Source organism: Estrella lausannensis (genome assembly GCF_900000175.1).
Lineage (GTDB): Bacteria > Chlamydiota > Chlamydiia > Chlamydiales > Criblamydiaceae > Estrella > Estrella lausannensis.
On record NZ_CWGJ01000011.1, the window covers coordinates 93,376 to 114,276 of the forward strand.

General features: G+C 49.4%; 14 protein-coding genes. 8 read left to right on the top strand and 6 right to left on the bottom strand.

What is annotated here, in order from left to right:
• Positions 1-387: 387 nt before the first annotated feature.
• A complete protein-coding gene (locus ELAC_RS03505; protein WP_098037896.1) occupies positions 388-1,344 on the bottom strand; it encodes a hypothetical protein in 957 nt (318 codons plus the stop codon).
• A gap of 132 nt (positions 1,345-1,476) precedes the next feature.
• Between ELAC_RS03505 and mnmM the strand changes: the two genes are divergently transcribed.
• Positions 1,477-2,064, top strand: a complete 588-nt coding sequence (gene mnmM / locus ELAC_RS03510; protein ID WP_098037897.1) for a tRNA 5-(aminomethyl)-2-thiouridylate-methyltransferase MnmM — start codon at positions 1,477-1,479, stop codon at positions 2,062-2,064.
• 299 nt (positions 2,065-2,363) lie between these two features.
• Here the strand turns inward: mnmM and ELAC_RS03515 are convergent, their stop codons facing one another.
• Entirely contained in the window at positions 2,364-2,951 is a 588-nt protein-coding gene (locus ELAC_RS03515) for a 3'-5' exonuclease (RefSeq protein ID WP_098037898.1), read from the bottom strand.
• 842 nt (positions 2,952-3,793) lie between these two features.
• Between ELAC_RS03515 and ELAC_RS03520 the strand changes: the two genes are divergently transcribed.
• Positions 3,794-4,234, top strand: coding sequence for a hypothetical protein (locus tag ELAC_RS03520; RefSeq protein WP_098037899.1), 441 nt, complete (start codon positions 3,794-3,796; stop codon positions 4,232-4,234).
• Positions 4,235-4,376: 142 nt separating this feature from the next.
• Entirely contained in the window at positions 4,377-6,812 is a 2,436-nt protein-coding gene (locus ELAC_RS03525; protein WP_098037900.1) for a phosphoketolase family protein, read from the top strand.
• Positions 6,813-6,882: 70 nt separating this feature from the next.
• Here ELAC_RS03525 and ELAC_RS03530 read toward each other — a convergent pair whose 3' ends face one another.
• Positions 6,883-9,150 carry an aconitate hydratase gene (locus ELAC_RS03530; RefSeq protein WP_098037901.1) on the bottom strand — a complete coding sequence of 756 codons (2,268 nt, stop codon included), beginning with the start codon at positions 9,148-9,150 and terminating at the stop codon, positions 6,883-6,885.
• Between the two features lie 464 nt (positions 9,151-9,614).
• Here ELAC_RS03530 and nusB point away from each other — a divergent pair, with 464 nt between their 5' ends.
• Genes nusB through ELAC_RS03550 form a run of 4 tightly spaced genes read left to right on the top strand, consistent with a single transcriptional unit; the run spans position 9,615 to position 13,006 of the window.
• Positions 9,615-10,094 carry a transcription antitermination factor NusB gene (gene nusB / locus ELAC_RS03535; RefSeq protein ID WP_239414344.1) on the top strand — a complete coding sequence of 160 codons (480 nt, stop codon included), beginning with the start codon at positions 9,615-9,617 and terminating at the stop codon, positions 10,092-10,094.
• Positions 10,095-10,097: 3 nt separating this feature from the next.
• Complete coding sequence (gene murB, locus ELAC_RS03540) at positions 10,098-10,970, top strand: UDP-N-acetylmuramate dehydrogenase (protein WP_098037903.1); 873 nt, start codon at positions 10,098-10,100, stop codon at positions 10,968-10,970.
• Positions 10,963-11,799, top strand: coding sequence for a PHP domain-containing protein (locus tag ELAC_RS03545; RefSeq protein ID WP_098038188.1), 837 nt, complete (start codon positions 10,963-10,965; stop codon positions 11,797-11,799). Before murB ends, ELAC_RS03545 begins: the two co-directional genes overlap by 8 nt.
• On the top strand, positions 11,777-13,006 hold the full coding sequence (locus tag ELAC_RS03550; protein WP_098037904.1) for a bifunctional folylpolyglutamate synthase/dihydrofolate synthase: 1,230 nt from the start codon (positions 11,777-11,779) through the stop codon (positions 13,004-13,006). The genes ELAC_RS03545 and ELAC_RS03550 overlap by 23 nt, the downstream gene beginning before the upstream one ends.
• 117 nt (positions 13,007-13,123) lie before the next feature.
• Here the strand turns inward: ELAC_RS03550 and ELAC_RS03555 are convergent, their stop codons facing one another.
• A complete protein-coding gene (locus ELAC_RS03555; RefSeq protein ID WP_098037905.1) occupies positions 13,124-14,245 on the bottom strand; it encodes a fatty acid desaturase family protein in 1,122 nt (373 codons plus the stop codon).
• A 239-nt stretch (positions 14,246-14,484) separates the two neighbouring features.
• On the bottom strand, positions 14,485-15,351 hold the full coding sequence (locus ELAC_RS03560) for an alpha/beta fold hydrolase (RefSeq protein ID WP_098037906.1): 867 nt from the start codon (positions 15,349-15,351) through the stop codon (positions 14,485-14,487).
• A 176-nt stretch (positions 15,352-15,527) separates the two neighbouring features.
• Between ELAC_RS03560 and ELAC_RS03565 the strand changes: the two genes are divergently transcribed.
• Positions 15,528-17,795, top strand: a complete 2,268-nt coding sequence (locus tag ELAC_RS03565) for an IucA/IucC family siderophore biosynthesis protein (RefSeq protein ID WP_143406428.1) — start codon at positions 15,528-15,530, stop codon at positions 17,793-17,795.
• Positions 17,796-17,846: 51 nt separating this feature from the next.
• Here the strand turns inward: ELAC_RS03565 and ELAC_RS03570 are convergent, their stop codons facing one another.
• The gene (locus ELAC_RS03570) at positions 17,847-20,723 is read right to left on the bottom strand and encodes a valine--tRNA ligase (protein WP_098037908.1); all 2,877 of its coding nucleotides are present in this window, start codon (positions 20,721-20,723) and stop codon (positions 17,847-17,849) included.
• Positions 20,724-20,901 lie beyond the last annotated feature (178 nt).

Consider the following 20,901-nt stretch of genomic DNA (forward strand, 5'->3'; position numbering starts at 1 on the left):
AGGCGCTGAATATGCGCTCACCACGAGAGTTTTTAAAGGAACGAAAACTTGCAAGTTAGTGGTCCGGTTTTATAGGGGCAACTCCAAGCACTAGCTCGAACATTTTTGCTCTTTCTGGCGAACGAGGAGTGCATACACGGCCTGTCATAGAGGAAAGCCCATACGGAAGCATTCTCCAGCTACAGCTAGAAGGGGTTCAGTAGACGAGGGTATTCATCATAACTCTCTTTCTATCCTTCGATTTTCTACCACATGGAGATGTTCATTTTTCGATAATGGGCTCACTGAGAACCCATTCTTTGTCTTTTAACTCACCAGAATACTGTTTTTCGCCCATATTCTCCTCGGAAAGAATGAGCATCAGGCTAATATACGGTGATTAATTTTTTAAACGATCTCATGCAAATCGTTTGTTGTATAACGTGGGATCGGCACGTACTGGGGATTTCTGAGCTCGATCGTCCCCCCTTCATCGGGTGAAGCGATGACGAGACGTCCTATGTGCATTCCAGTCATCTCGCGTAATTTCTCCCAAGGGTTAATGTAACGCATGTCGACAGCCATTCGTTCAAGTCCCTCTATGCTGGGGCTCGCGCGGTGGCCTTTATCTTTAAAGTGATGATCTTTTTTCCCCAGGCTTTTCGCCTTTGGACGTTCATCTTCTTCATTTTCTTCGAGGTAGATGCGGATAGCGACTTGCTTGACAGGGTGAGTTGGCGGCAATATCTGAATCACAGCCGAGATAAAGCAGTCGCGGTTTGGCAAATCTTTTCCCTGCACGGAGTCGGGAAGGTCTTTGAGGTTGTGAAAGCATCGCTCGCTGACTAGGCTGATGTCCATATCCTGCTCTTTCAGGCGCTGTAACTGACCGATATTCTCCAGGGTGCGGCGCAATTTTTTTAAGGCGCCTTTATCATTGTCCGTAAGCTCTGTCAGTCTTTTCTTTTTTTCTACGCGCCTTTCAAGGCACACCTGGGCAACGATAGTGACGATGGTGGCAATCAGTATGAAGCCTCCGAAACCAAAGAGAATTCCTTGCCGCACTTTGCGGTTTTGATCAGAGTCCCCATTGAAGGCATCCACAAGTCCATCCGAAATTAAGCCGATAATGGCTAAGCCTACCGTTGTCACGAGAGAAATATTACGGAAAAGAGCGTAGTGGTTCTCGCTTCTTTTTACCGCTTCCAACCGCGCCTTTCTGCGCTCATTGTCCGAAATCAGATCTTTGACAAGTTTGTCTGTTTGAACTTCAGTATCATTCACTAAAGTGGATGCTGCGACAGAATGCAAGGCAACAATACCTCTGTCCAGATCGGAAAGAGGCCTATCGGCTTGGAGTTGCATGGTGTGCTCCAGGGTTTTAAGTTGACACAACTTATACATAGCATATGTTGATTTTTGCAGCCGTCAATTCTATACTGCATGGCGTTTTAGTGATTGATAAGTCTCTGTTGATTAACCTATAAGGTGCCCTTTATGTACTCCGCATTCCCTCTGTTCAATACTGCCTGCGATCTGGCGCACTCCCTTTGGAAGCCCTTGATTAAAGAAGGAGATACTTTAATCGATGCCACGATGGGCAATGGCCACGATACTCTGTTTTTGGCTAAACTCCTGCTAGGGTTTTCGCAAGGGACGCTCCACAGCTTTGACATTCAAGAGAAAGCAGTCGAAAAGACCAAACTTCTTCTGGAATCCACGCTTCCATCTCACGAGGGGCGCGTCCATCTACACCTTGAAAGTCACGATAACATGGAGTGCCATGTTAAAGATCCGGTGAAACTGATCGTCTATAACCTGGGGTATTTACCGGGTGGAGATAAGACGATCACAACCGAGGTCGACTCGACTTTGAAGAGCATTGATATGGGGATGCGAATGCTGGATAAGGGAGGAGTGCTTTCGATCACCTGTTATCCGGGGCACGAAGAAGGGTTGCGGGAAGAGCAGGCTCTCTCGCAGCTCTTTCAAAAGTGGCCGCCCGATCATGTCAGCGTCTCTCACTTCCGGCTGCTGAACAGACGAAAAGCACCCAGCCTGATTATCGTTCAGAAGGCAATTTAGGCATTTAGCCGCTCTTTGATTCAACTCGCCCTTGGATCAGGTTGCCGCCAACAATGGGGATGTTTCCGATGAAAAGAATTCAGATAGCGGCGCTTTTAGCGACACTGCTCTCTTTCAAGGCCCTCAGAACTGGTTCTGAAAAGATTCACTAAGAAGAGCTGTCAGGCTTTTTTGACATGGTAAATCGATAAAAAATGGGGGGGCTCTCATTTTGTGAACGAGTCGACAGGCCCTTCAATTCCGAGGCTTCATGAGAGCTGCACTGTCAAATTTCTAGATACTTTCGGTGTAGCTCTGAATTAGCTGAAGCGGATGCCGAAGAGGGCCTGATAGCATTCGATCAGGTGGTTGACGCCTCCCAAAGCCTTATGCGGCTGTCCTTCAGGAGGTAAGTTGAATCTTTCGGCGATTTTATTTTTAGAAAGAGTGATGTTTTCGGGAAATGATTTCCCCTGTTCGATACTTTCTTGTACCTGGAGCGCAAAATACATCGATGCCAGATCCAGCCAATGGTAGGGCCATTGGAGGCTCTCTTGCGTCGGTATGTCGACAATCTGCGAAAAGAAAGATCTATCGAAAGCCGGGTTTTGGCAAATGAAGATCGCGTGCCCGCGCACAATCTCATGGTCTTCGAAGAAGGTGATGATTTCCTCTTTTACGTGAGGAGATGCTTTACCGGTTAGCAGATCCGTGTAGGTAAATCCGTTAATTAACGTGCTTGATGGATCCCTTAACTCCCACACCTCCTGCGGGTGCTTGATCACCGACCGGTAGTGCCCTTTTCTTTGTAGAGTGGAGAGGTCGACCGCTTGCATCGCAATATCGATGGCTTTATGACGCGCCGGGTCAAGACCGGTGGTTTCGATGTCCAGAAATACTGCCAGCATATTCTCTCAGCTTTTGACTTTTTATTGTCTTAATCTATGCCTAAAGTGTCTCAAATTGTGGTTTTTGGCAAAGAGAAAGCTCTCCGCGGAAGGTATAGTATAAATTACCTAATATTAGAAACATGAGGAAATTTTCTTCTCTCTCTTCCAGGGAGTTCTTAATGCCGAAAACTCGTTTTGCGACACTTTCGGTTTATACAAGGGGTTGAATCTACCAAAGTCATCAAGGGGATGGCAAGCGAAAAGGGCGGGTAAAGCCCATATTCTCAACCCTGTGCATGGAGACAGTCCAAATTGAACATGTGGGTACGGGACGCGGATCGATCTGCTCTTTTGATGTGAAATAAACTATTTGACTTCAGTTTGGTTGTTTCTTTTTTTAGAGTGTTTTTTTTAATAAATTAGGTTGAAAAATAAATTTTATGCTATAATGGTGTAATTGATTGTTTATATAACAAAGATTTGCCGGGTGTGCCGAAGGCGGCTCAACATGTCACATGTTGAGCCGCCTTCGGCATATTCACATCCCTGCCGAATGAGAAGAGCGCGAGCGCATCGACAAGTTGAAGTAAAAGGCTGGGCTTATTATTGTGGTAGGCAAGACCCTCGAACCGATCCTAACCCGGCAAGGCTGAAAGAGCTTTCCGATTAGGCTAGCGGCCAGTATGAAATAGGCCTATGCCGACAAGGTCTCAAAAGGGGAAGTTTGCCTTCAACAGGGCAGAACCGCCAATTTCAGGACCGTTTCGGCAAAGCTAAAAATTCCAGCGCATTCGCAAAAAAAGCGGGGCGCCTGTTTTTGACATAAGACTGCATTGAGAGCTTGATACAAAGAGAGAAGCATGGATTCATTGTGGACGCGCCTTGCAACTTTAGTTGCTAGAATTTGGCACCCGGTCGCACTGCCCGAGGAAATAGCTGGATGTTTTGGATTGAAGGTCTCCAATTTTTTGTCTGTGGAGGATCTGATAGGGGTTTTGTGTAAATCCCAATGTTATACCACATGTCTATCCCGCTATATGCCGCGGGAAATTGCCGAATCCGTCTTCCGTCACGCCACCTCAGTCGAGTCCTTCGGGGAAAAAACAATCATTTCCTACTACTTCCGCGACGGATGGGTAGAATATGTCCTTTTATTCGATCAAGAGGACAGACTCCGCAGAATCTACCTATATCACCGCGCTATCGAAAAAGAGGGAATCGAAATCCCACTCACTAGTAGCTACATCGGCCACCGGATCAAATTCAATACGGCAAGGCTAAAACAACGGCAGCTGACCTAACCCCCCTCCACTTCCAGGCTACTTGGCCACGAACGATGACTACTTCGTGCGTAAGTAAAGTATTTTTTTAAATCCTGACCTGCTATGAGATTGCTTAGCGAACAGAATAATTGTACGTAGAAGCGAACAAAAGAGGTTAGTTATGGTTATGCAGGCAGTTTCTCCGGTAGTAATCACTAAGAGTCCCGCGTATGGTAAAGCCCGCTCAACAGTCGGGGGTGCACCACTCAGCGCGGACGAGGCAAAAAAAATCCATGCCTACTGGAGGGCATGCAACTATCTGGCGCTGGGAATGATCTACCTGCAAGACAACCCGCTGCTTAAGATGCCCCTAAAACCGGAGCATATCAAGAACAGGCTTCTCGGACACTGGGGATCGAGCCCCGGGCTCTCGTTCATTTACACCCACTGCAACCGCATCATCAACAAACATGATGCGGACATGATATTCATGGCCGGTCCCGGTCACGGAGCTCCCGGTGTTTTAGCGCCGGTGTATCTTGAAGGGGCCTACACGGAAATCTACCACGATGTTACACAAGACGAAGAGGGGATGAAGACCCTCTTTAGGATGTTCTCTTTTCCGGGTGGGGTCGGCAGCCATTGCACACCGGAAGCCCCGGGTTCAATTCACGAAGGGGGAGAGCTCGGATATGTCCTCTCTCATGCTGCCGGCGCGGCCTTCGACAACAAGGATCTAATCGTCGCTGCCGTGGTGGGTGATGGCGAGGCAGAAACCGGTCCGCTCGCCACCTCCTGGCACATCAATAAGTTCTTAAACCCAGCCCGCGATGGAGCTGTTTTGCCGATACTTCACCTCAACGGCTATAAGATCAACAACCCGACAATCCTCTCCCGAATTCCTAAAGAAGAGCTGGAAGCGCTGATCACAGGGTACGGCTGGACACCCTATTTCGTCGAAGGCTCAGATCCTGAATCCATGCACCAGGCGATGGCGGCGACGATGGACAAAGCCTATCAAGATATCCGCAACTGCCAAAAGGCAGCCCGCGAGTCCGGACAGGTGGAGCGGCCGCGCTGGCCCGCAATAATCCTTAGAACGCCCAAAGGTTGGACCTGCCCTCAGGAGATCGATGGGCATAGAGTCGAAGGTTTCTGGCGTTCGCATCAAGTGCCGCTTTCGGGAGTGAAGAAAAACTCCAGGCATCTTGCTCTTCTTGAAGAGTGGCTGAAGAGCTATAAGCCTGAAGAGCTTTTCGATGATGAGGGGAGATTTTCTCCCGCCCTTAAGCCCCTTTCTCCGCGCGGAGAGCGTCGTATGGGAGCCAACCCCCATGCCAATGGCGGCCTGCTCAAGCGTGATTTGAAGATGCCCGATTTTAAGAAATACGCCGTTCCCGTAGAGTCTCCCGGCAAGTCCCTGGTCGAGAACACCCGCCCGCTAGGGGTGTTTTTGCGTGACATCATGAAGCTGAATATGACAAGTTTCCGCGTGTTTGGTCCTGATGAGAACACCTCCAACAAGTTAGACGCTATCTATGACGTCAGTAAGAAATTCTGGATCGAGGAGTATTTGCCGGAAGATCAAGATGGGGGAGAGCTCTCCAAAGATGGCCGAGTGATCGAGATGCTGAGCGAGCATACGATGGAGGGAATGCTCGAGGGGTATTTGCTCTCGGGGCGTCACGGTTTTTTGTCCTCCTATGAGGCGTTCATCCATGTCGTGGACTCGATGTTCAACCAACATGCCAAATGGTTAGATATCGCAAACCATTTGGGGTGGCGTCAAAAGATCGCCTCCCTGAATATTTTGGTGACATCGACGGTGTGGAGGCAAGATCATAACGGCTTTACCCACCAGGATCCGGGATTTCTCGATGTGGTTGTCAACAAGAGCGCCTCAGTGACCCGCATCTACCTGCCACCCGACGTCAACTCGCTTTTATCGGTGGCCAACCACTGCCTCAAGAGTGAAAACTACGTCAATGTGATCGTGGTAGACAAGCAGTTGCACCACCAATATATGGATATGGATTTCGCGATTAAGCACTGCACCAAGGGTGCGGGTATCTGGGACTTTGCCAGCAACGACCAAGGCGAAGAACCGGATGTGGTGATGGTGGGCATCGGAGACATCCCGACTATGGAAGCGTTGGCAGCAACGGCCATGCTGAGAGCTGAGTTTCCTCATCTGAAGATCCGTTTCATCAATGTGGTCGATCTCTTTAAGATGCAGCCTGCGTCGGAGCATCCCCATGGACTTTCCGATCACGATTTTGATAGCCTGTTTACTAAAAACAAGCCCTGCATCATCAATTTCCACGGATACCCTTGGTTGATCCACCGCCTGTCTTACCGTCGAACAAACCATGATAACATGCATGTGCGCGGGTATAAGGAAAAGGGTAATATCAACACGCCGCTTGAGCTTGCGATCAACAACCAAATAGATCGTTTCAGCCTTGCAATGGATGTGATTGACAAAGTGCCGATGCTGCAGGTGGCCGGCGCTCACGCTAAGGAAAAATTCCGCAATCAGCAAATTGATTGTCTCTCTTACGCCCACGAGCATGGGATCGATAAGCCCGAATTCTCCAACTGGGAGTGGCCTCTTTGATAGCCGTTCGGTTCGCTCGGGCCGAAGTGAATTCAATGATGAGTTCACATCGGCCCTTTTGCTCGGAACCTTATCTCTTCTTTGACTCTTTTTGCATCAAATTGAGCGCTGATCCTGCTTTAAACCAGTTGATCTGCGCTTCGTTATAGGTGTGATTCAGTTGGACTGACTCTTCCTTTCCGCTCTTATGGTGGATCACCAAAGTCAGTGGCTTTCCGGGTTGAAAGCTCTCAAGGCCGGTGATCTCGAGGGTGTCGTCTTCCAAGATTTTATCGTAATCGGCAGGATCGGCAAATGTTAGGGCAAGCAGCCCCTGCTTCTTTAGATTTGATTCGTGGATCCTCGCAAAACTCTTGGCGATCACTGAGAGGCCGCCGAGATGTCTCGGCTCCATGGCGGCGTGCTCCCGTGACGATCCTTCGCCGTAGTTTTCATCGCCGATGGCTACCCAGCCTATGCCTTCCTTTTTGTAGTCTCGGGCAATTTTTGAATAGGGCTCTACCACTCCGCTGACAAGGTTCAGACCCTTTCCCACTTCATCACGGAAGCGGTTTTTGGCGCCGATGAACATGTTATCGGAGATGTTGTCTAAATGTCCCCGGAACTGAAGCCATTTTCCCGCCGGTGAGATATGGTCCGTTGTGCATTTACCCTCTGCCTTGACGAGCACTCTCAGACCTTTTAAGTCTTTGCCGCTCCAAGGAGAGAAGGGGGAGATGGCCTGAAGCCTTTTGCTCTCCGGGCTGATGGAGACCAAGACAGATGTTCCGTCCTTCGCCGGTTCCACATAACCGCTGTCTCCTAAGTCAAATCCCTTGTCCGGCAGCTCTTTGCCGTGTGGGGGCTCTAGCTTGAAAGACTCCCCTTGGGCGTTGGTCAGGCTGTCTGTCATGGGGTTGAATGTGAGCTTTCCGGCGAGGCTGAGTGCGATCACGATTTCGGGGCTGGCAACAAACGAGTGTGTACCGGGGTTGGAATCGTTTCTTCCGGAAAAGTTACGGTTATAGGAAGTTAGGATGGAGTTTTTCTCTCCGAAGGCGACATCATGCCGTTTCCATTGGCCGATGCAGGGGCCGCAAGCGTTGGCAAGGACCATTCCTCCGATATCTTCCAAAGCTTTTAGCTGGCCATCCCTTTCGATGGTTGCCCTGATCTGCTCCGATCCCGGTGTAATTGTCAGTGGCGATTCCGCTTTGACTCCTCGCTCTTTGGCTTGCAGGGCTATACTACAGGCCCTTTCGATATCTTCGTAACTTGAGTTTGTGCAAGAGCCGATCAGAGCGACGGAAATTTTTTCAGGGTATCCGTTTTCTTTGACGGCTTTAGCAAGCTCGGAGAGAGGCCACGCCTTGTCGGGAGTGTACGGGCCGTTGATGTAGGGCTCAAGCTTCGACAGGTCGATTTCTATGATTTGGTCGTAGTAGGAATCGGGCTTTTTCAGCACTTCGTCGTCCTGCCTTAAATGCTCTGAAACCTCCATGGCCATCTTGGCGACTTCGCTTCTTCCTGTTGCCTCCAGGTAGCTCAGCATCTTGTCATCCCATGGGAAGACTGAAGTTGTCGCGCCAATTTCAGCACCCATGTTGCAAATAGTTCCTTTGCCGGTGCAGGAAATAGAGTCGGCACCGGGTCCGAAATATTCAATGATCGAACCAGTTCCGCCTTTGACGGTCAAAATGCCGGCAAGCTTCAATATGACGTCCTTGGCCGAAGCCCAGCCGGAGAGTTTTCCTTTCAGGTGAACTCCAATAATGCGCGGCAGTTTGAGTTCCCACGGAAGTCCCGCCATAACATCAACGGCATCGGCACCGCCGACTCCGATTGCAAGCATTCCTAACCCCCCGGCATTTGGGGTGTGTGAGTCCGTACCGATCATCAACCCTCCGGGGAACGCGTAGTTTTCCAAAACAACCTGGTGGATGATGCCGGCTCCGGGACGCCAAAAGCCGATTCCATACTTGGAGGAGGCACTTTGCAGGAAATCGAAAACTTCCTTGCTCTCCACCTGTGCTCTTGAGAGGTCTTGTTTGGCACCCAGTTCTGCCTGGATGAGGTGATCGCAATGCACTGTCGTCGGCGCCTGTACATGATTGATACCAGAACTCATGAACTGCAATATGGCCATCTGCGCCGTCGCGTCTTGCATAGCCACCCGGTCAGGTTTTAAATCGACGTAGTTTTTGCCCCTGCTTCCAGTCTCTTTCAGCGGGTGGGAAAAATGGGTGTAAAGAATCTTCTCCGTAAGAGTCAGCGGTCGCTTTGCAACCTCCCTAACTTGCTTTATCTTGGTGGGGAGCGCTTTATAGAACGCCTTCATCATCTCCAGGTCAAATAGCATAATGTTCACCTCCGTAAAGCAAAATTATAACTTTAATCATCAATGATGGAAAGAAGGGATGGCATTGAAAATGAATCGATGTATAAATATTTAAAAGTTAATTTGATGTGCAGCGCTGAAAAGATCTGCTATGGAATCCTATTCCCGAGAATGGTACACTTTCGGGGCGAAATCAGCATTTGAAGACTGGGCGTGCTATGCCGAAAGTATTTCAAAATTTGGCATGTGAGTTTTAAGACAGGCTCGCTAGGAAATCGCACAGAATCAAAAGAGTGCACTTTGCTTATGTTTTAATGGTAAATGACTTGTATTTGTTTGATTTAAGAGCTTTCTCTTTGCCAAAAACCAATTTTTGAGAGAATTTCGGTATAGAGACAGTCTACAAGCTGAAATCAGACGATTTTAAACCTAGAGTATCCCACTACTGAGACACTTTAGGTACAACGAAAAGAGGAGAGGGTTCAGTGGCATTACCACAAAACAAAATGCGGGAAGCGGTATTTCAGATCCTGTTTTGCCTGGATATGGGACATGCAGCAGAGGATGAGATCGTGCAGCTGATGATGGGGGAGCTTAAGATCACCAAAAAGTATGCTAAAGAGGCATACCTTTCCGCCAAAGCGGTCTTTGATGCCAGAGAAGAGTTGGATGGACTGATTGGAGCCGTCGCCAAATCCTATAGTCTGGAGAGAATTCAAAGAGCTGAGAGAAATATCTTAAGGCTCGGTGTGTATGAGCTTAGGCATCATCCCGAAATTCCTCCTTTAGTTTCAATCGCCGAGGCAATCAGGCTCTCCAATAAATTTGCCACTAAAGAAGCTTCCAAATTCATCAATGCTATCTTAGATGCTTTGATGAAGGGGATGCAGGGCGAAGCTGTCGACCAAGAAGCTGTGAAAGAGGCAATCGACCAGTTGCCCGAGCCGGAAAACACCAATGGATGACCGATGATCAAGATCGAGGAAAATGTATCGCTGAGTGCCTATTCGACCATGGGTCTTGGAGGCCCTGCCAAGTTTTTTACCAAGGCTGAGTCCGAAGAGGAGATGCGGGAGGCTTTAGCTTTTGCCAAAGCGCACAATGTGCCCTTTCTAGTGATCGGAAAAGGGTCGAACTGCCTCTTTCATGATAAGGGATACAAAGGTCTTGTGATCTTGAACAAAATCGATTTTTTCCATGATTTGGGCGAAGGAGTATTCCATGTGGGGGGAGGAACCAGTTTCTCGTTGCTCGGAGTAAAGACAGCCAGGCTGCACTATGCCGGACTTGAGTTTGCGTCAGGGATTCCGGCTACTGTCGGCGGAGCCGTCTATATGAATGCCGGTGCATCGGGAAAAGAGACCAAAGATACCCTCGAGTCGGTCGATTACATGGATCCCGATGGAAATGTAAGGCGCTATCGGCGCGATGAGTTGAGTTTTTCCTACAGAAAATCCATGTTCCAGAAGATGAAAGGGGTCATCCTTTCGGCAACCTTCAGCCTCACACCCAATTTGGAAGCGAGATCCAAGCAGATCGCTATCGTGCAGCACCGTACTAAGACGCAGCCTTATGGCGAGAAGTCGTGCGGCTGTGCCTTCAGAAATCCGGAGGGTAACTTTGCCGGCGCGCTGATCGAGAAGTGCGGGCTTAAGGGAGCGCGGGTCGGGGGAGCTGAAGTGTCCCATCTTCACGCCAATTTCTTGATCAACAAGAGCGATGCTAAAGCAGATGACATCCGATCCCTGATCGAGTTGATTAAAAAAACAGTGAAGGAGAAAGAGAGCATCGATCTTGAAGTCGAAGTGTGTTTCATCTCTTCCGGGGAGGAAGATGCCTGAGAGTGATTTTCGAGCGGATCTGCATTGCCACAGCACATGTTCTGACGGCACTTTATCTCCGGAACAGTTGATTGAATTGGCAATATCTAAAGGACTCAAGGGGTTGTCGATCACAGACCATGACTCGATTGAAGCCTATCACAGCATCGACTCTTCCCTGCATGAGTCCAAGATCGAATTGATAACAGGAGCTGAGTTCACCACCAATCATCTGGGTGTAAGCGTTCATGTGCTGGCGTATGGATTTTCGCCGTCAGATGAGGGCATTCTTGAGCTCTCCAGAACGCATAAGATAAGACGCGAAGAGCGGATTCGGCAGATGGCACATCTTCTTTTAAAAGAGGGGATCGATGTTGGCATTGAGAAGATATTGGAGCACGCCAAAATGCCCGGAAGGCCGCACCTGGCAATGGCTATGCTGGGTCTTGGAGTCATCAAGGAACCGAAGGAAGCTTTTGAAAAGTATATCGGCGACGGCAAGAGGTGTTTTGTTAAGTCGCACGCCATCGGCACAGAGGAAACCGTGTCGATAATTAAAAGAGCCAACGCCATTCCCGTGATAGCCCATCCTCATCTTGTCAAAGAGAGCCGTGTCCTCCGGGATATCCTCTTGATGGATTTTGAAGGCATAGAAGCCTATTACGCCAATTTTCCCCTTGGTCATTGCCAGAAGTGGCTGGATATCGCCCGAAACAAACGATGGATCATCACCGGTGGATCCGATTTCCATGGAGAGGTAAAGCCTCAGATAGCACTGGGGGCCTCCTATACGCCGGAAGAGTCATTCAAGAGAATTGCCGAACGTTATGCACACAATAAGATACGCTGAGCTGATCGAACAGCTCTTTTCGGTGAACGTTAAAAAGGCCATGGTTTTAGGACTGAGCAGAATGCAGGCAGCCCTCAAAGCTCTTGGTAATCCGGAAAAGGCCTTTCGCGCCATCCATGTCGCAGGGACCAATGGTAAAGGTTCGGTGTCGCTTAAAATCGCTGAAGCGCTCTCCCACGACGGCTCGCTTGTCGGGCTCTACACATCCCCCCACATCGGCACTTTCAGAGAACGAGTTCTCTGCCAGGGAGTGAAAATTACCGAAGAGGAGGTTACCAGGCTTTTGCCTAAGGCAATGAAGGCCGGTCCCCAGTGTACTTTTTTTGAACTCACCACGCTGATGGCTTTCCTGTACTTCAAGGAAAAGGGAGTTGAATGGGCCGTCATCGAGACAGGAATCGGCGGCCGCCTTGACGCGACCAACGTGATCGTGCCGGCATTGTCCATTATAACCTCCGTCAGTTTGGATCACACCGAGTGGCTGGGGGGAACGCTTGAAGAGATTTCCCTAGAAAAAGCGGGCATCATCAAGGAAAGGGTTCCTGTGGTCTTAGGCCCGACTGTACCGGGCCTCGTGGAAGATGTCGCCCGAGAGAGAAATGCTCTTTGTATCAGAGTGCAGGGCAAGTTTAGCTCCTATGATGAAGAAAACAGGCGTGTGGCGCTGGAGGCTTTGACTCTCCTGCATCTATCTGAGAGTGCTGTCGCCGCCGGTCTTGCGAAACGTCCTTCCTGCCGCCTAGAGAGCGTTTCCCTGCCCGGCCTGAGCACTCCGGTTGTGCTCGATGTCGCCCATAACCCTGGCGGCTTTGCCTCCCTCTTCAACAGTTTAAATAGTCTGTTTGGCAAAAAGAAGTGGCGTCTTGTGCTCGGCATGGGCAAGGATAAAGATCATCACGCTTGCCTCTCGGCTACTGTCGCCCATGTGGAAGAGATCTATCTTGTGCGCGCAACGGGATCCAGAGAGGGGACAGCAACGGAATATCTGGAAGACATACTCCTTTTTCTGGGTATGGATAAAAACCGGATTGTTCAGTGTGATTCGGTCAAGAGCGCCGTTAACCTGGCCGCATCGGCCTCTACAAACGATCAAATCCCACTGCTCATTGCAGGTACTTTTTTTATCATGGCCGACGCGAAGGAAGCTTTAGGGCTTTCCATCGAACGCGATCCGGTTTTCCTGAGCGACTCCAAGAAGCCTTTGTGAAATAAGGCGTCGGGGCTTGTCGTCGATGAATAGATCAGATCATCCGGAAAATGTGCTGGGAAACCCCCAATTTTAAGGGGCGGTATAGATCGCCGTCATTTTAGGCATGCCTAAGGGCTATAGCTTAAAGCAGTCTTTCGTGCTTCCCAAGATTTTGAGGGCATTGAAGTGTGACTTCAGGGCTTCTGCAAAGGAGGCGTGCTCGTTATAGGTAACCGAGCGTTCCCGGCACAGATCCTTGAGAATTTTCGAGATATCAGGATAATGAATGTGGCTGATATGGGGAAAGAGGTGATGCTCGATTTGGTAGTTCAACCCTCCCACAAGGGCGGTAAGGAGCCGGTTGTTAACACCGAAGTTGGAGGTTGTCATCATCTCGTGCATAACCCAGTCGAACTTCATCTGCCCACCCTCTGTAGGCTCAAGATAATGAACACCCCGCACAATGTGTGCGAGCTGGAACACGACGGCGATCAGCAGGCCGCCGGCGACATGCATACTGGTGAATGCCAGTACGATCTGCCACCAAGGGTTTGACAGCAGCATCAGGGGGAGTGCCAGGAAGAGAAAAATGTTAGTAAATTTGAGAGCGAGAAAGATGCTCAGATCGCTTGTGGAAACCTTATTCTGCTTCCATTCGCGGTAAAACCAGGCAAAATCGGAGTAAAACACCCAGTTAAGGCTAATTAGGGCATAGAGGAAAGGCGCATAATAGCACTGGTACTTGTGAAACCAATAGATCTTATCTTTGGGCGATAGCCTGAGCCAGATCGCCTTGTCGATGTCATCGTCATAGCCGGGGATATTGGTATAGGTGTGGTGGACGGTGTTGTGAGCGACTTTCCACACAAGTGAACTTGTGCCGTTTAAATCGAACCAATAGCCCAGTAAACGGTTGATTTTCTGATTCTTGGTGAGAGCGCCGTGCAAAGCGTCGTGCACGACATTGAATCCTATCAGACCTTTGGTGATTCCGAGAATGCTGAACAGAGTGATCAAACCCCATAGGCCAAAGCTGTCGCTCAAGATCAAACCGTAGGAGACAGCATAGACCAAGGTGATCGCTAAAATCTTGAGAGACAATAGCATATCTCCTTTAGGGGATATGCCAAAACGCTTAAAGTGGCTGTCGACGCGCTTTTTCAATTCATCGTAGAATTGACTCTCTTCGGTTTTGGGAAAGCGAACGCCCTTTGCTTTTTGGCTTTTGATTTCTACACAAGGGGGACTGGCTTTCATGGCGAACCTCCATCTCCATTATGAACATTTTTCGATTAAAGATACAAGATCCCGGCGCCAAGAATTTGATTTTCTTTAAGGAATTTGTTGTCGTTTGTTTTGAGGCTGCCCACAAACTCAAATCATAGGATTTGGTTGTGGACACTCTCTACGATTCACGCTAGCGACATGTAAAAGCCAAGATCTCCCATGATTTTTCCGGGGCAGGCCTTCGGCTGGCGTAAGTGGGGACGCGGAGTTTATTGACTTCTCTCCAGCGTGTCGATGAAACCATGGAGCTGGTAGAGGAAAGCGTCAAGGTCTGCTTTATGGATGCTGTGTGTCGCATTCGGGATGATGCAGACCTCCATTTCCGGGTAGGCGTTTTTCATCCGCTGGAGGCCTTCTGGCGACACTGAAGAGTCTGCTTCAGCTTTCATCAGAAGTACAGGAATTTTAGATTCCGCCAGTTTTTTCATCTTCTCCATAGGTTCAATGGAGGCTGAAATGTTGTTCTTGGCGAGCAGCGTAACCCAAGGATTGATGCCGATGTGCACGCCATGGGGTGTCTCGACAATGCGATTTTGCCTTATCCACGAATCGATTTTAGCTCTGCTGTAGCCATACCTTTCGAGCTCTTCGGCTGCGGACTTTATGGTGGGGTGACGCTGTTTAAAAATCGAGAGGGCGTGCAGTTCCTCTTCCGATACAATTTCCTTCTCCCGGGGCAGCATTTCCATGTCTTCGATCACATAGCCGGCGACAAATTCGGGGTAGTCCGCCGCGAAGGCGGTCGCTATCCTTGTACCCATGGAATGGGCAACTAAAATAAATCGATTTAAGTGTTCTTGATGGACAAAGTTACGTACATCGTTGACTAAATTTTGAAGAGAGAACTCCTTCGCGTCGCCAATTGGCGTCTCTCCGTGCCCCCTGAGATCGATGGCATAGATGGTGTGGCGATCTTTGAGTGCATTGATGGGGCCCGTCCAAGTCTCTTTGGAGCTCTCGGCGCCGTGGATGAAGAGGATGGGAAGTTCGGCGGGAGACCTGGTTTTCGCCTCCTCTTTAATGAAACTTAAAGGTACGCTACTTGCGTCCGAAGCTGGGCTACCCTGAACATTCATGAGTTTAAGATCCTCTTCTTTTCGTGGAAAATTGCGGTGTCAACCGTATTTTACTATAACTAATTAGAATATCTTCTTTGTCTTAATAAGTAAAGATAGTTTTTATTGTATCTTAATACGCACTTAACATCCCAGGTGTACTATAATCGTAATTTATTTTTTTTATGGTAGGTAATATGAATAATACTCCTGGTTGTTTTACGGCATTTTTTACAGCTCTCCAGTCCTGCATGCCCGCGTGTTTTAAATGCTGTGATTCTGACTGGAACGGCAGAGATGTTCGCTTGCTAGATAGCGATGACGAGAGCAGCGAATCGATCGAAATTTTTGAATCCCATGGAACAAATTACTACTCTGCCTTGGAAAACTCTCCTCAAATCTCTCCCAGGAGTCTGACGTGGCTGGAATCCAAAGACAGTCCAAAAATAACCCTCGTTAGCGCTCATGCATTATCAGACGTTGCAAGCACCTCTTCGCGGATTGCCCGCACCGAAGAGGTTGTCGCTAAACGTGATAATGATTACGGCGACGTTAGAATCAGTCCCTTTAATCCTACGTGGCTCAGTGACTATCCCCAGGTAGCAGAGCATCTTCACACAGAACACCTGTTGCATGTGAAAGGCCTCGATGCCGAAGGTGAAGGTCTTACGTGGCACACGGCAAAGTTTTCAACTGATATGAACCCAGTATTTAATCCGGAGTCGGTCGTCAACGGATCAGAGCATGGCGGGTTTCAGATGAAGATGGGCTACTTTATCATCCCGAAGGAGAAAATGAGCCTTATCCAGGCGCCTTGTCTAAGCGGCGATGCGTGTAAGGAAGTTAATGCCGATGAAGGGTATCGTTTTTTTGTCCATCCTGAAGCGTACGACCATTTCAGGTCGCTGCACCAAGAAGAGGGTATTCGGTATGTGTCAGCAGAGGATTCCGAGTACGTCGCCACACCAACATCCTCTTACCGCTCCCTCGCAATCCGCAGGGTAGAGGTGGGTAAAAATGGTGAGTTGCTCCCTGCTAAAGACAGCATACCTTTCATCGTTAAAGTGGGTGTCGGGGGAGAAGTCCTGGGGTCGGACAGATGGCTTTCCATCAGTGAAGTGGAGCGTAGTGTCCAGAGCCAGATGGCATTCGATGGCATGGAGAAGAGAAAATTTGATGGTTCACTGCGCTGGGCTAGCGAAGCTAGCGAGCTTGTAATATTCCCGGAGTCACTCGGCATGGCTCTGACAGGACTTGAGTGCTACCCACCGAAGGGAACAGATTCTCAGGCAGTCAAAGCCTCCGGGGTGATTATCCGGGAGTTTCCTAAAGAGTTGCTGGAGGGTAAATGCCGCATCGTCAGCATGGCTGCATTGATGTCCGCGGAGAAACTTAAACCGGAAAATGCCCTCGTCACGCAAATGGCGCAAGACCGTAACGAGTACTCGCAACTTCCTCTGATCTACCAGGTGATGGAGGCGACCATCAACGCTGGAAAAGCCACCTCATCGGCTGATTTCGTGGAGAAGTTTTTAATCAAAGGGTATATCGACGCCATTGAAGCCGTTACTTTCCAAGAAGGAATGACACTCGAGCCCCACTCACAGAACCTTTGCATGGTGCTGAATCCAGACTTGACCCCCCGCGGATTTGCCTATCGTGATCACGGAGGTATCTGGATTGACGCGGCGACAAGAGGATTACAGGGTAAGCGGATGAAGCCATTCCACCGCAAGAATGGGGATGGAAATGCTATCTTTAAATCGAAGGGAGCCATATCCAAAGGCTACATCGGTTCTTTCTCGTGGTTCTATCGGTATCAGGTGTTTGTGAAGATGCTGAATGTCTTGACAAAACTTAAGAAAGAAGATGGCGGTATCATGCCTCCGTTCGCTGGAGCGCCCTATCAGATCGGCAGCTTAGAAAAGTTGAAGGAGCGTAGTATTAACACCTTCTTCAAGAATAATTTGAAAGCGGATCGGGTCAACCAGAAAGCGCTGGCCATCTTGAAAGAGATGAGCATCACGAAAGAAGATAGCCAGCAACTACTGAGAACGCTTGATCGTTACTATTTTGAGAAGATGGCCAGCTATTTTGATATGGGAAAAGTTGCCGTCGACCTGGAAGAGGGGGCTCTTCCGGCCTCAGAAGGCGGTTCGGGGTTTGAGGGAGAGATGCTTCGTCATAACGGATTTTTGGGAAGCTACAAGTTTTACAACATCCCTTCCGATGCTTTCAAAGCTCCGCTCGAGAAAATGCCTGAATTGACTCGCAGAACGCTTTTTGCTACAGCGATCACTTCCTTTGAAAAAACGGCGATCGAAACAATCGATGTGAAAAGCTTCATGCTGCTGAAAAAAGGGGTATGCTTCTTCGATGAGAGGGGGAAAATTGTCGCATTCTCGCCTTATGCGACATCCGAGCAAAAAAGATGGATCGAACGCACGATCACGGAAAATTCCTAATTCAACGTGCCCGGCCGGAAACCTCCGGCCGGGTTTATTTGACCTCGTATCTTAAGCGAGGCAGTTGTCTATTTCCACAATCTTCCGGCGCACTTCAGCCAGATCCCTATCAGCCTTTTCCATATCTCCCCGCTGTTTTGCGACGAGCTCTTGAGGAGCTTTAGCGACAAACTCTTCGCTGGAGAGCTGCTTGCTTAACTTATCAAGTTGATACTGCAGCCTGTTTTCCTCTTTGGCTAGGCGTGCCTTCTCCTGTTTGATCAGGGTCTGGGGAAGCGGTATCATGATCTTCAACCCTTCCACTGTCTGATGAGAGGAGAAGTTGAGTTTGGGCTCCTCAGTGTGGAAATTAACGCTCTTGACCTTGACTAACGCTTTGATGATGGTGTCGTTTTGTTGAATCGATTCCATCGCACTGTCTGAGGGGTGTCCGATGATATGGACTTCGGTCTCTTCGCCCGGCGGAACCTGCATTTCACCGCGTAAGTTCCTGATGGAGTAAACAACTTTGCCGACCAAGTCGAAGGCAAGATCGATCTCTTTACTTTGATCCTCTTTCCTCAAAACGCTCGGGTATGGAGCGACGGCTGCAGCCTTTGCCTGAAGAGCTTGCAGGGCGTCTTTGGTGTAGGGATCGATCCCTTCAGTCACGTCGCCGCCGCCGATCTTGCCTTTCAGCAGCTGGAAAAGCTCTTCCGTGATGAAAGGGGCCATCGGATGCAGAAGCCTGATCGACTGGCAAAGGACGATAGCGAGCAGTTTTTGCTTGTTCTTTCTCTGCTGCTGCGTTCCTTGCTTACCGAAGAGGAAGGGTTTGGCGATCTCTACGAAATAGGAGCAGAATTCTTGCCAGAAGAAGTCATAAGCTTGCAGGGCCGCTTGGTCGAAGAGGTAGTTCTCAAGCTTGTTGTTGACCTCGGCGACAGTGCGGCTTAGCGTGGATAGTATCCAACGATCTTCCAGAGAAAGGAGCGACTCGTCAAGCCCCTTTTGGAACTCCTCCTTCGTAAGAGGGTTCTCCCCTCCAAGATTCATGAAAACAAACCGCGCGCCATTCCACACTTTATTGGCAAAATTTTTGAACTCCTCAAAGCGCCTGCGATCCAAGTCGATCTCTCGCGACTGTGTGGCGCTGGATGCTAAAGCCATACGCATCGCGTCTGTGCCATAGAGTTCGATGATCTCGAGAGGATCGATCACATTTCCTTTGGTCTTGGACATCTTCTCCCATTTGCTCTGCACCTCTTTAGGTAGGGGTTTGCCCATGTCAAAGTCGACGCGCTCGAGGTCGTTACAGTAGGTGATTCCACCTTCAGGATTGTTTCTCCAATAGGATTTTCCATAGATCAGGCCATGCAGGACAACCTCCGGGAAGGGAAATTTATCCATTGCGTACTTGCCCATGAGAATCATACGCGCAACCCAGAAAAAGAGGATGTCGTGACCTGTGAGGAGCACCGAATTGGGATAGAATTTTTTTAGATCCTGAGTTTTTTCAGGCCAGCCCAGGATGGAAAAGGGCCAAAGACCGGAGGAGAACCAGGTGTCTAGCACATCTTCTTCCTGGATCCACTCGTCGGGAGCCTTCATGACTTCTTCAGGAACGCCCTCGCCATCATGGCATATGACCTTGTCAGGGTCGTTTTTGTGATACCACACCGGGATGCGATGGCCCCACCATAGCTGCCTGCTGATGCACCAGTCTCTTAAGTTATCAATCCAGTGGAAGTAGGTGTTAGCCCAATTATCGGGGATTAGTCTGACCTCCTTGGTCTCAACAGCTGCCCTGAGCTCGTCTTTGAAGCCGCTCATGCGGACGAACCACTGCTTGGAAAGATAAGGTTCGATGACGGCTTTGGAGCGATAGGAAACCCCCACGCGATGGTTATGAGGCTCTTCTTTGATCAGAAGTCCGAGCGCTTTCATCTCCCGGATAATCGCTGCCCTGGCTTCGGCCATCGTCATTCCCTGAAACGAGCCGCCATTTTCATTGATGCGCCCATCAGGTGTCATGATGTTGATCATCGGTAGATTAAGATCCAGGCCGATCTGGTAGTCGTTTGGATCGTGTGCCGGCGTGATCTTGACCATCCCCGTTCCGAATTCGGGGTCGATGCGCCTGTCGTTGACAATCGGCAGCGGGCGGTTTAAGAATGGAAGGAGTGCCCTTTTACCCACCATTGCCTTGTAGCGCTCGTCTTTGGGGCTGACGGCGATTGCGACGTCACCGAGCATCGTTTCAGGCCTGGTTGTCGCGATTTCAACAAATCCACTTCCGTCTTCCATGGGGTATTTGAAATGCCAGAGGAAAGAAGAGCGGTCTTCATACTCGACTTCATCATCGGCAATGGCTGTCTGCGTCACCGGATCCCAGTTGACCAGGTAGTCGCCGCGGTAGATCAGTCCATCGTCATACATTTTTTTGAAAATTGTGCGGACAGCTTTCGAGCAGCCTTCGTCCATGGTAAAGCGCAAACGTGAAAAATCCAGAGACGCGCCCACTTTTTTCAGCTGGTTTAGAATCCTCGCTTCATACTCGTCTTTCCAGCTAAACACATATTTTAAAAAATCCTCGCGTGAAAACTCTTTGCGCGTTTTACCCTGCGTTTTGATCAGATGTCGTTCGATGGCCGTCTGAGTGGCTATGCCGGCATGGTCTGTGCCCGGGACGTAAAGCGCTTCATACCCAAGCATCCTTTTCCAGCGCACTAGCGTGTCTTGCAGCGTGACACCAAGCGCGTGTCCCATATGGAGGGAACCTGTCACGTTGGGCGGGGGGATGCTGACGGTATAAGCAGGCTTGGCGGAGTCGGCCGACGCCCTGAAAAGATTGTTGTCATGCCAAAATTCAAGCCATTTTTGCTCTACATCTTTGGCTGAGTAGGCTTTAGGGATTTCGTTTTCGTTAAGCCCTTGATCTGCAGTCATGTAGTCCTCTGGAGCTGTAATTGTGTTAAATAAGCGGAAATGACGTTTGCGATTTTACACCGAAGGTGTCTCGAAATGTATTTTTTAGCAAAGAGAAAGCCTCCCACGATTGAAAGATTGCAAGTCACCTAATATTAGAAGCATGAGGTGACTGGCGACCTTTCAATCCCGGAGTAAG

Coding starts and splice junctions, on each gene's coding strand:
- ELAC_RS03505 (WP_098037896.1), bottom strand. CDS start 1,344: ATGCAACTCCAAGCCGATAGGCCTCTTTCCGATCTGGACAGAGGTATT.
- mnmM (WP_098037897.1), top strand. CDS start 1,477: ATGTACTCCGCATTCCCTCTGTTCAATACTGCCTGCGATCTGGCGCAC.
- ELAC_RS03515 (WP_098037898.1), bottom strand. CDS start 2,951: ATGCTGGCAGTATTTCTGGACATCGAAACCACCGGTCTTGACCCGGCG.
- ELAC_RS03520 (WP_098037899.1), top strand. CDS start 3,794: ATGGATTCATTGTGGACGCGCCTTGCAACTTTAGTTGCTAGAATTTGG.
- ELAC_RS03525 (WP_098037900.1), top strand. CDS start 4,377: ATGGTTATGCAGGCAGTTTCTCCGGTAGTAATCACTAAGAGTCCCGCG.
- ELAC_RS03530 (WP_098037901.1), bottom strand. CDS start 9,150: ATGCTATTTGACCTGGAGATGATGAAGGCGTTCTATAAAGCGCTCCCC.
- murB (WP_098037903.1), top strand. CDS start 10,098: ATGATCAAGATCGAGGAAAATGTATCGCTGAGTGCCTATTCGACCATG.
- ELAC_RS03545 (WP_098038188.1), top strand. CDS start 10,963: ATGCCTGAGAGTGATTTTCGAGCGGATCTGCATTGCCACAGCACATGT.
- ELAC_RS03550 (WP_098037904.1), top strand. CDS start 11,777: ATGCACACAATAAGATACGCTGAGCTGATCGAACAGCTCTTTTCGGTG.
- ELAC_RS03555 (WP_098037905.1), bottom strand. CDS start 14,245: ATGAAAGCCAGTCCCCCTTGTGTAGAAATCAAAAGCCAAAAAGCAAAG.
- ELAC_RS03560 (WP_098037906.1), bottom strand. CDS start 15,351: ATGAATGTTCAGGGTAGCCCAGCTTCGGACGCAAGTAGCGTACCTTTA.
- ELAC_RS03565 (WP_143406428.1), top strand. CDS start 15,528: ATGAATAATACTCCTGGTTGTTTTACGGCATTTTTTACAGCTCTCCAG.
- ELAC_RS03570 (WP_098037908.1), bottom strand. CDS start 20,723: ATGACTGCAGATCAAGGGCTTAACGAAAACGAAATCCCTAAAGCCTAC.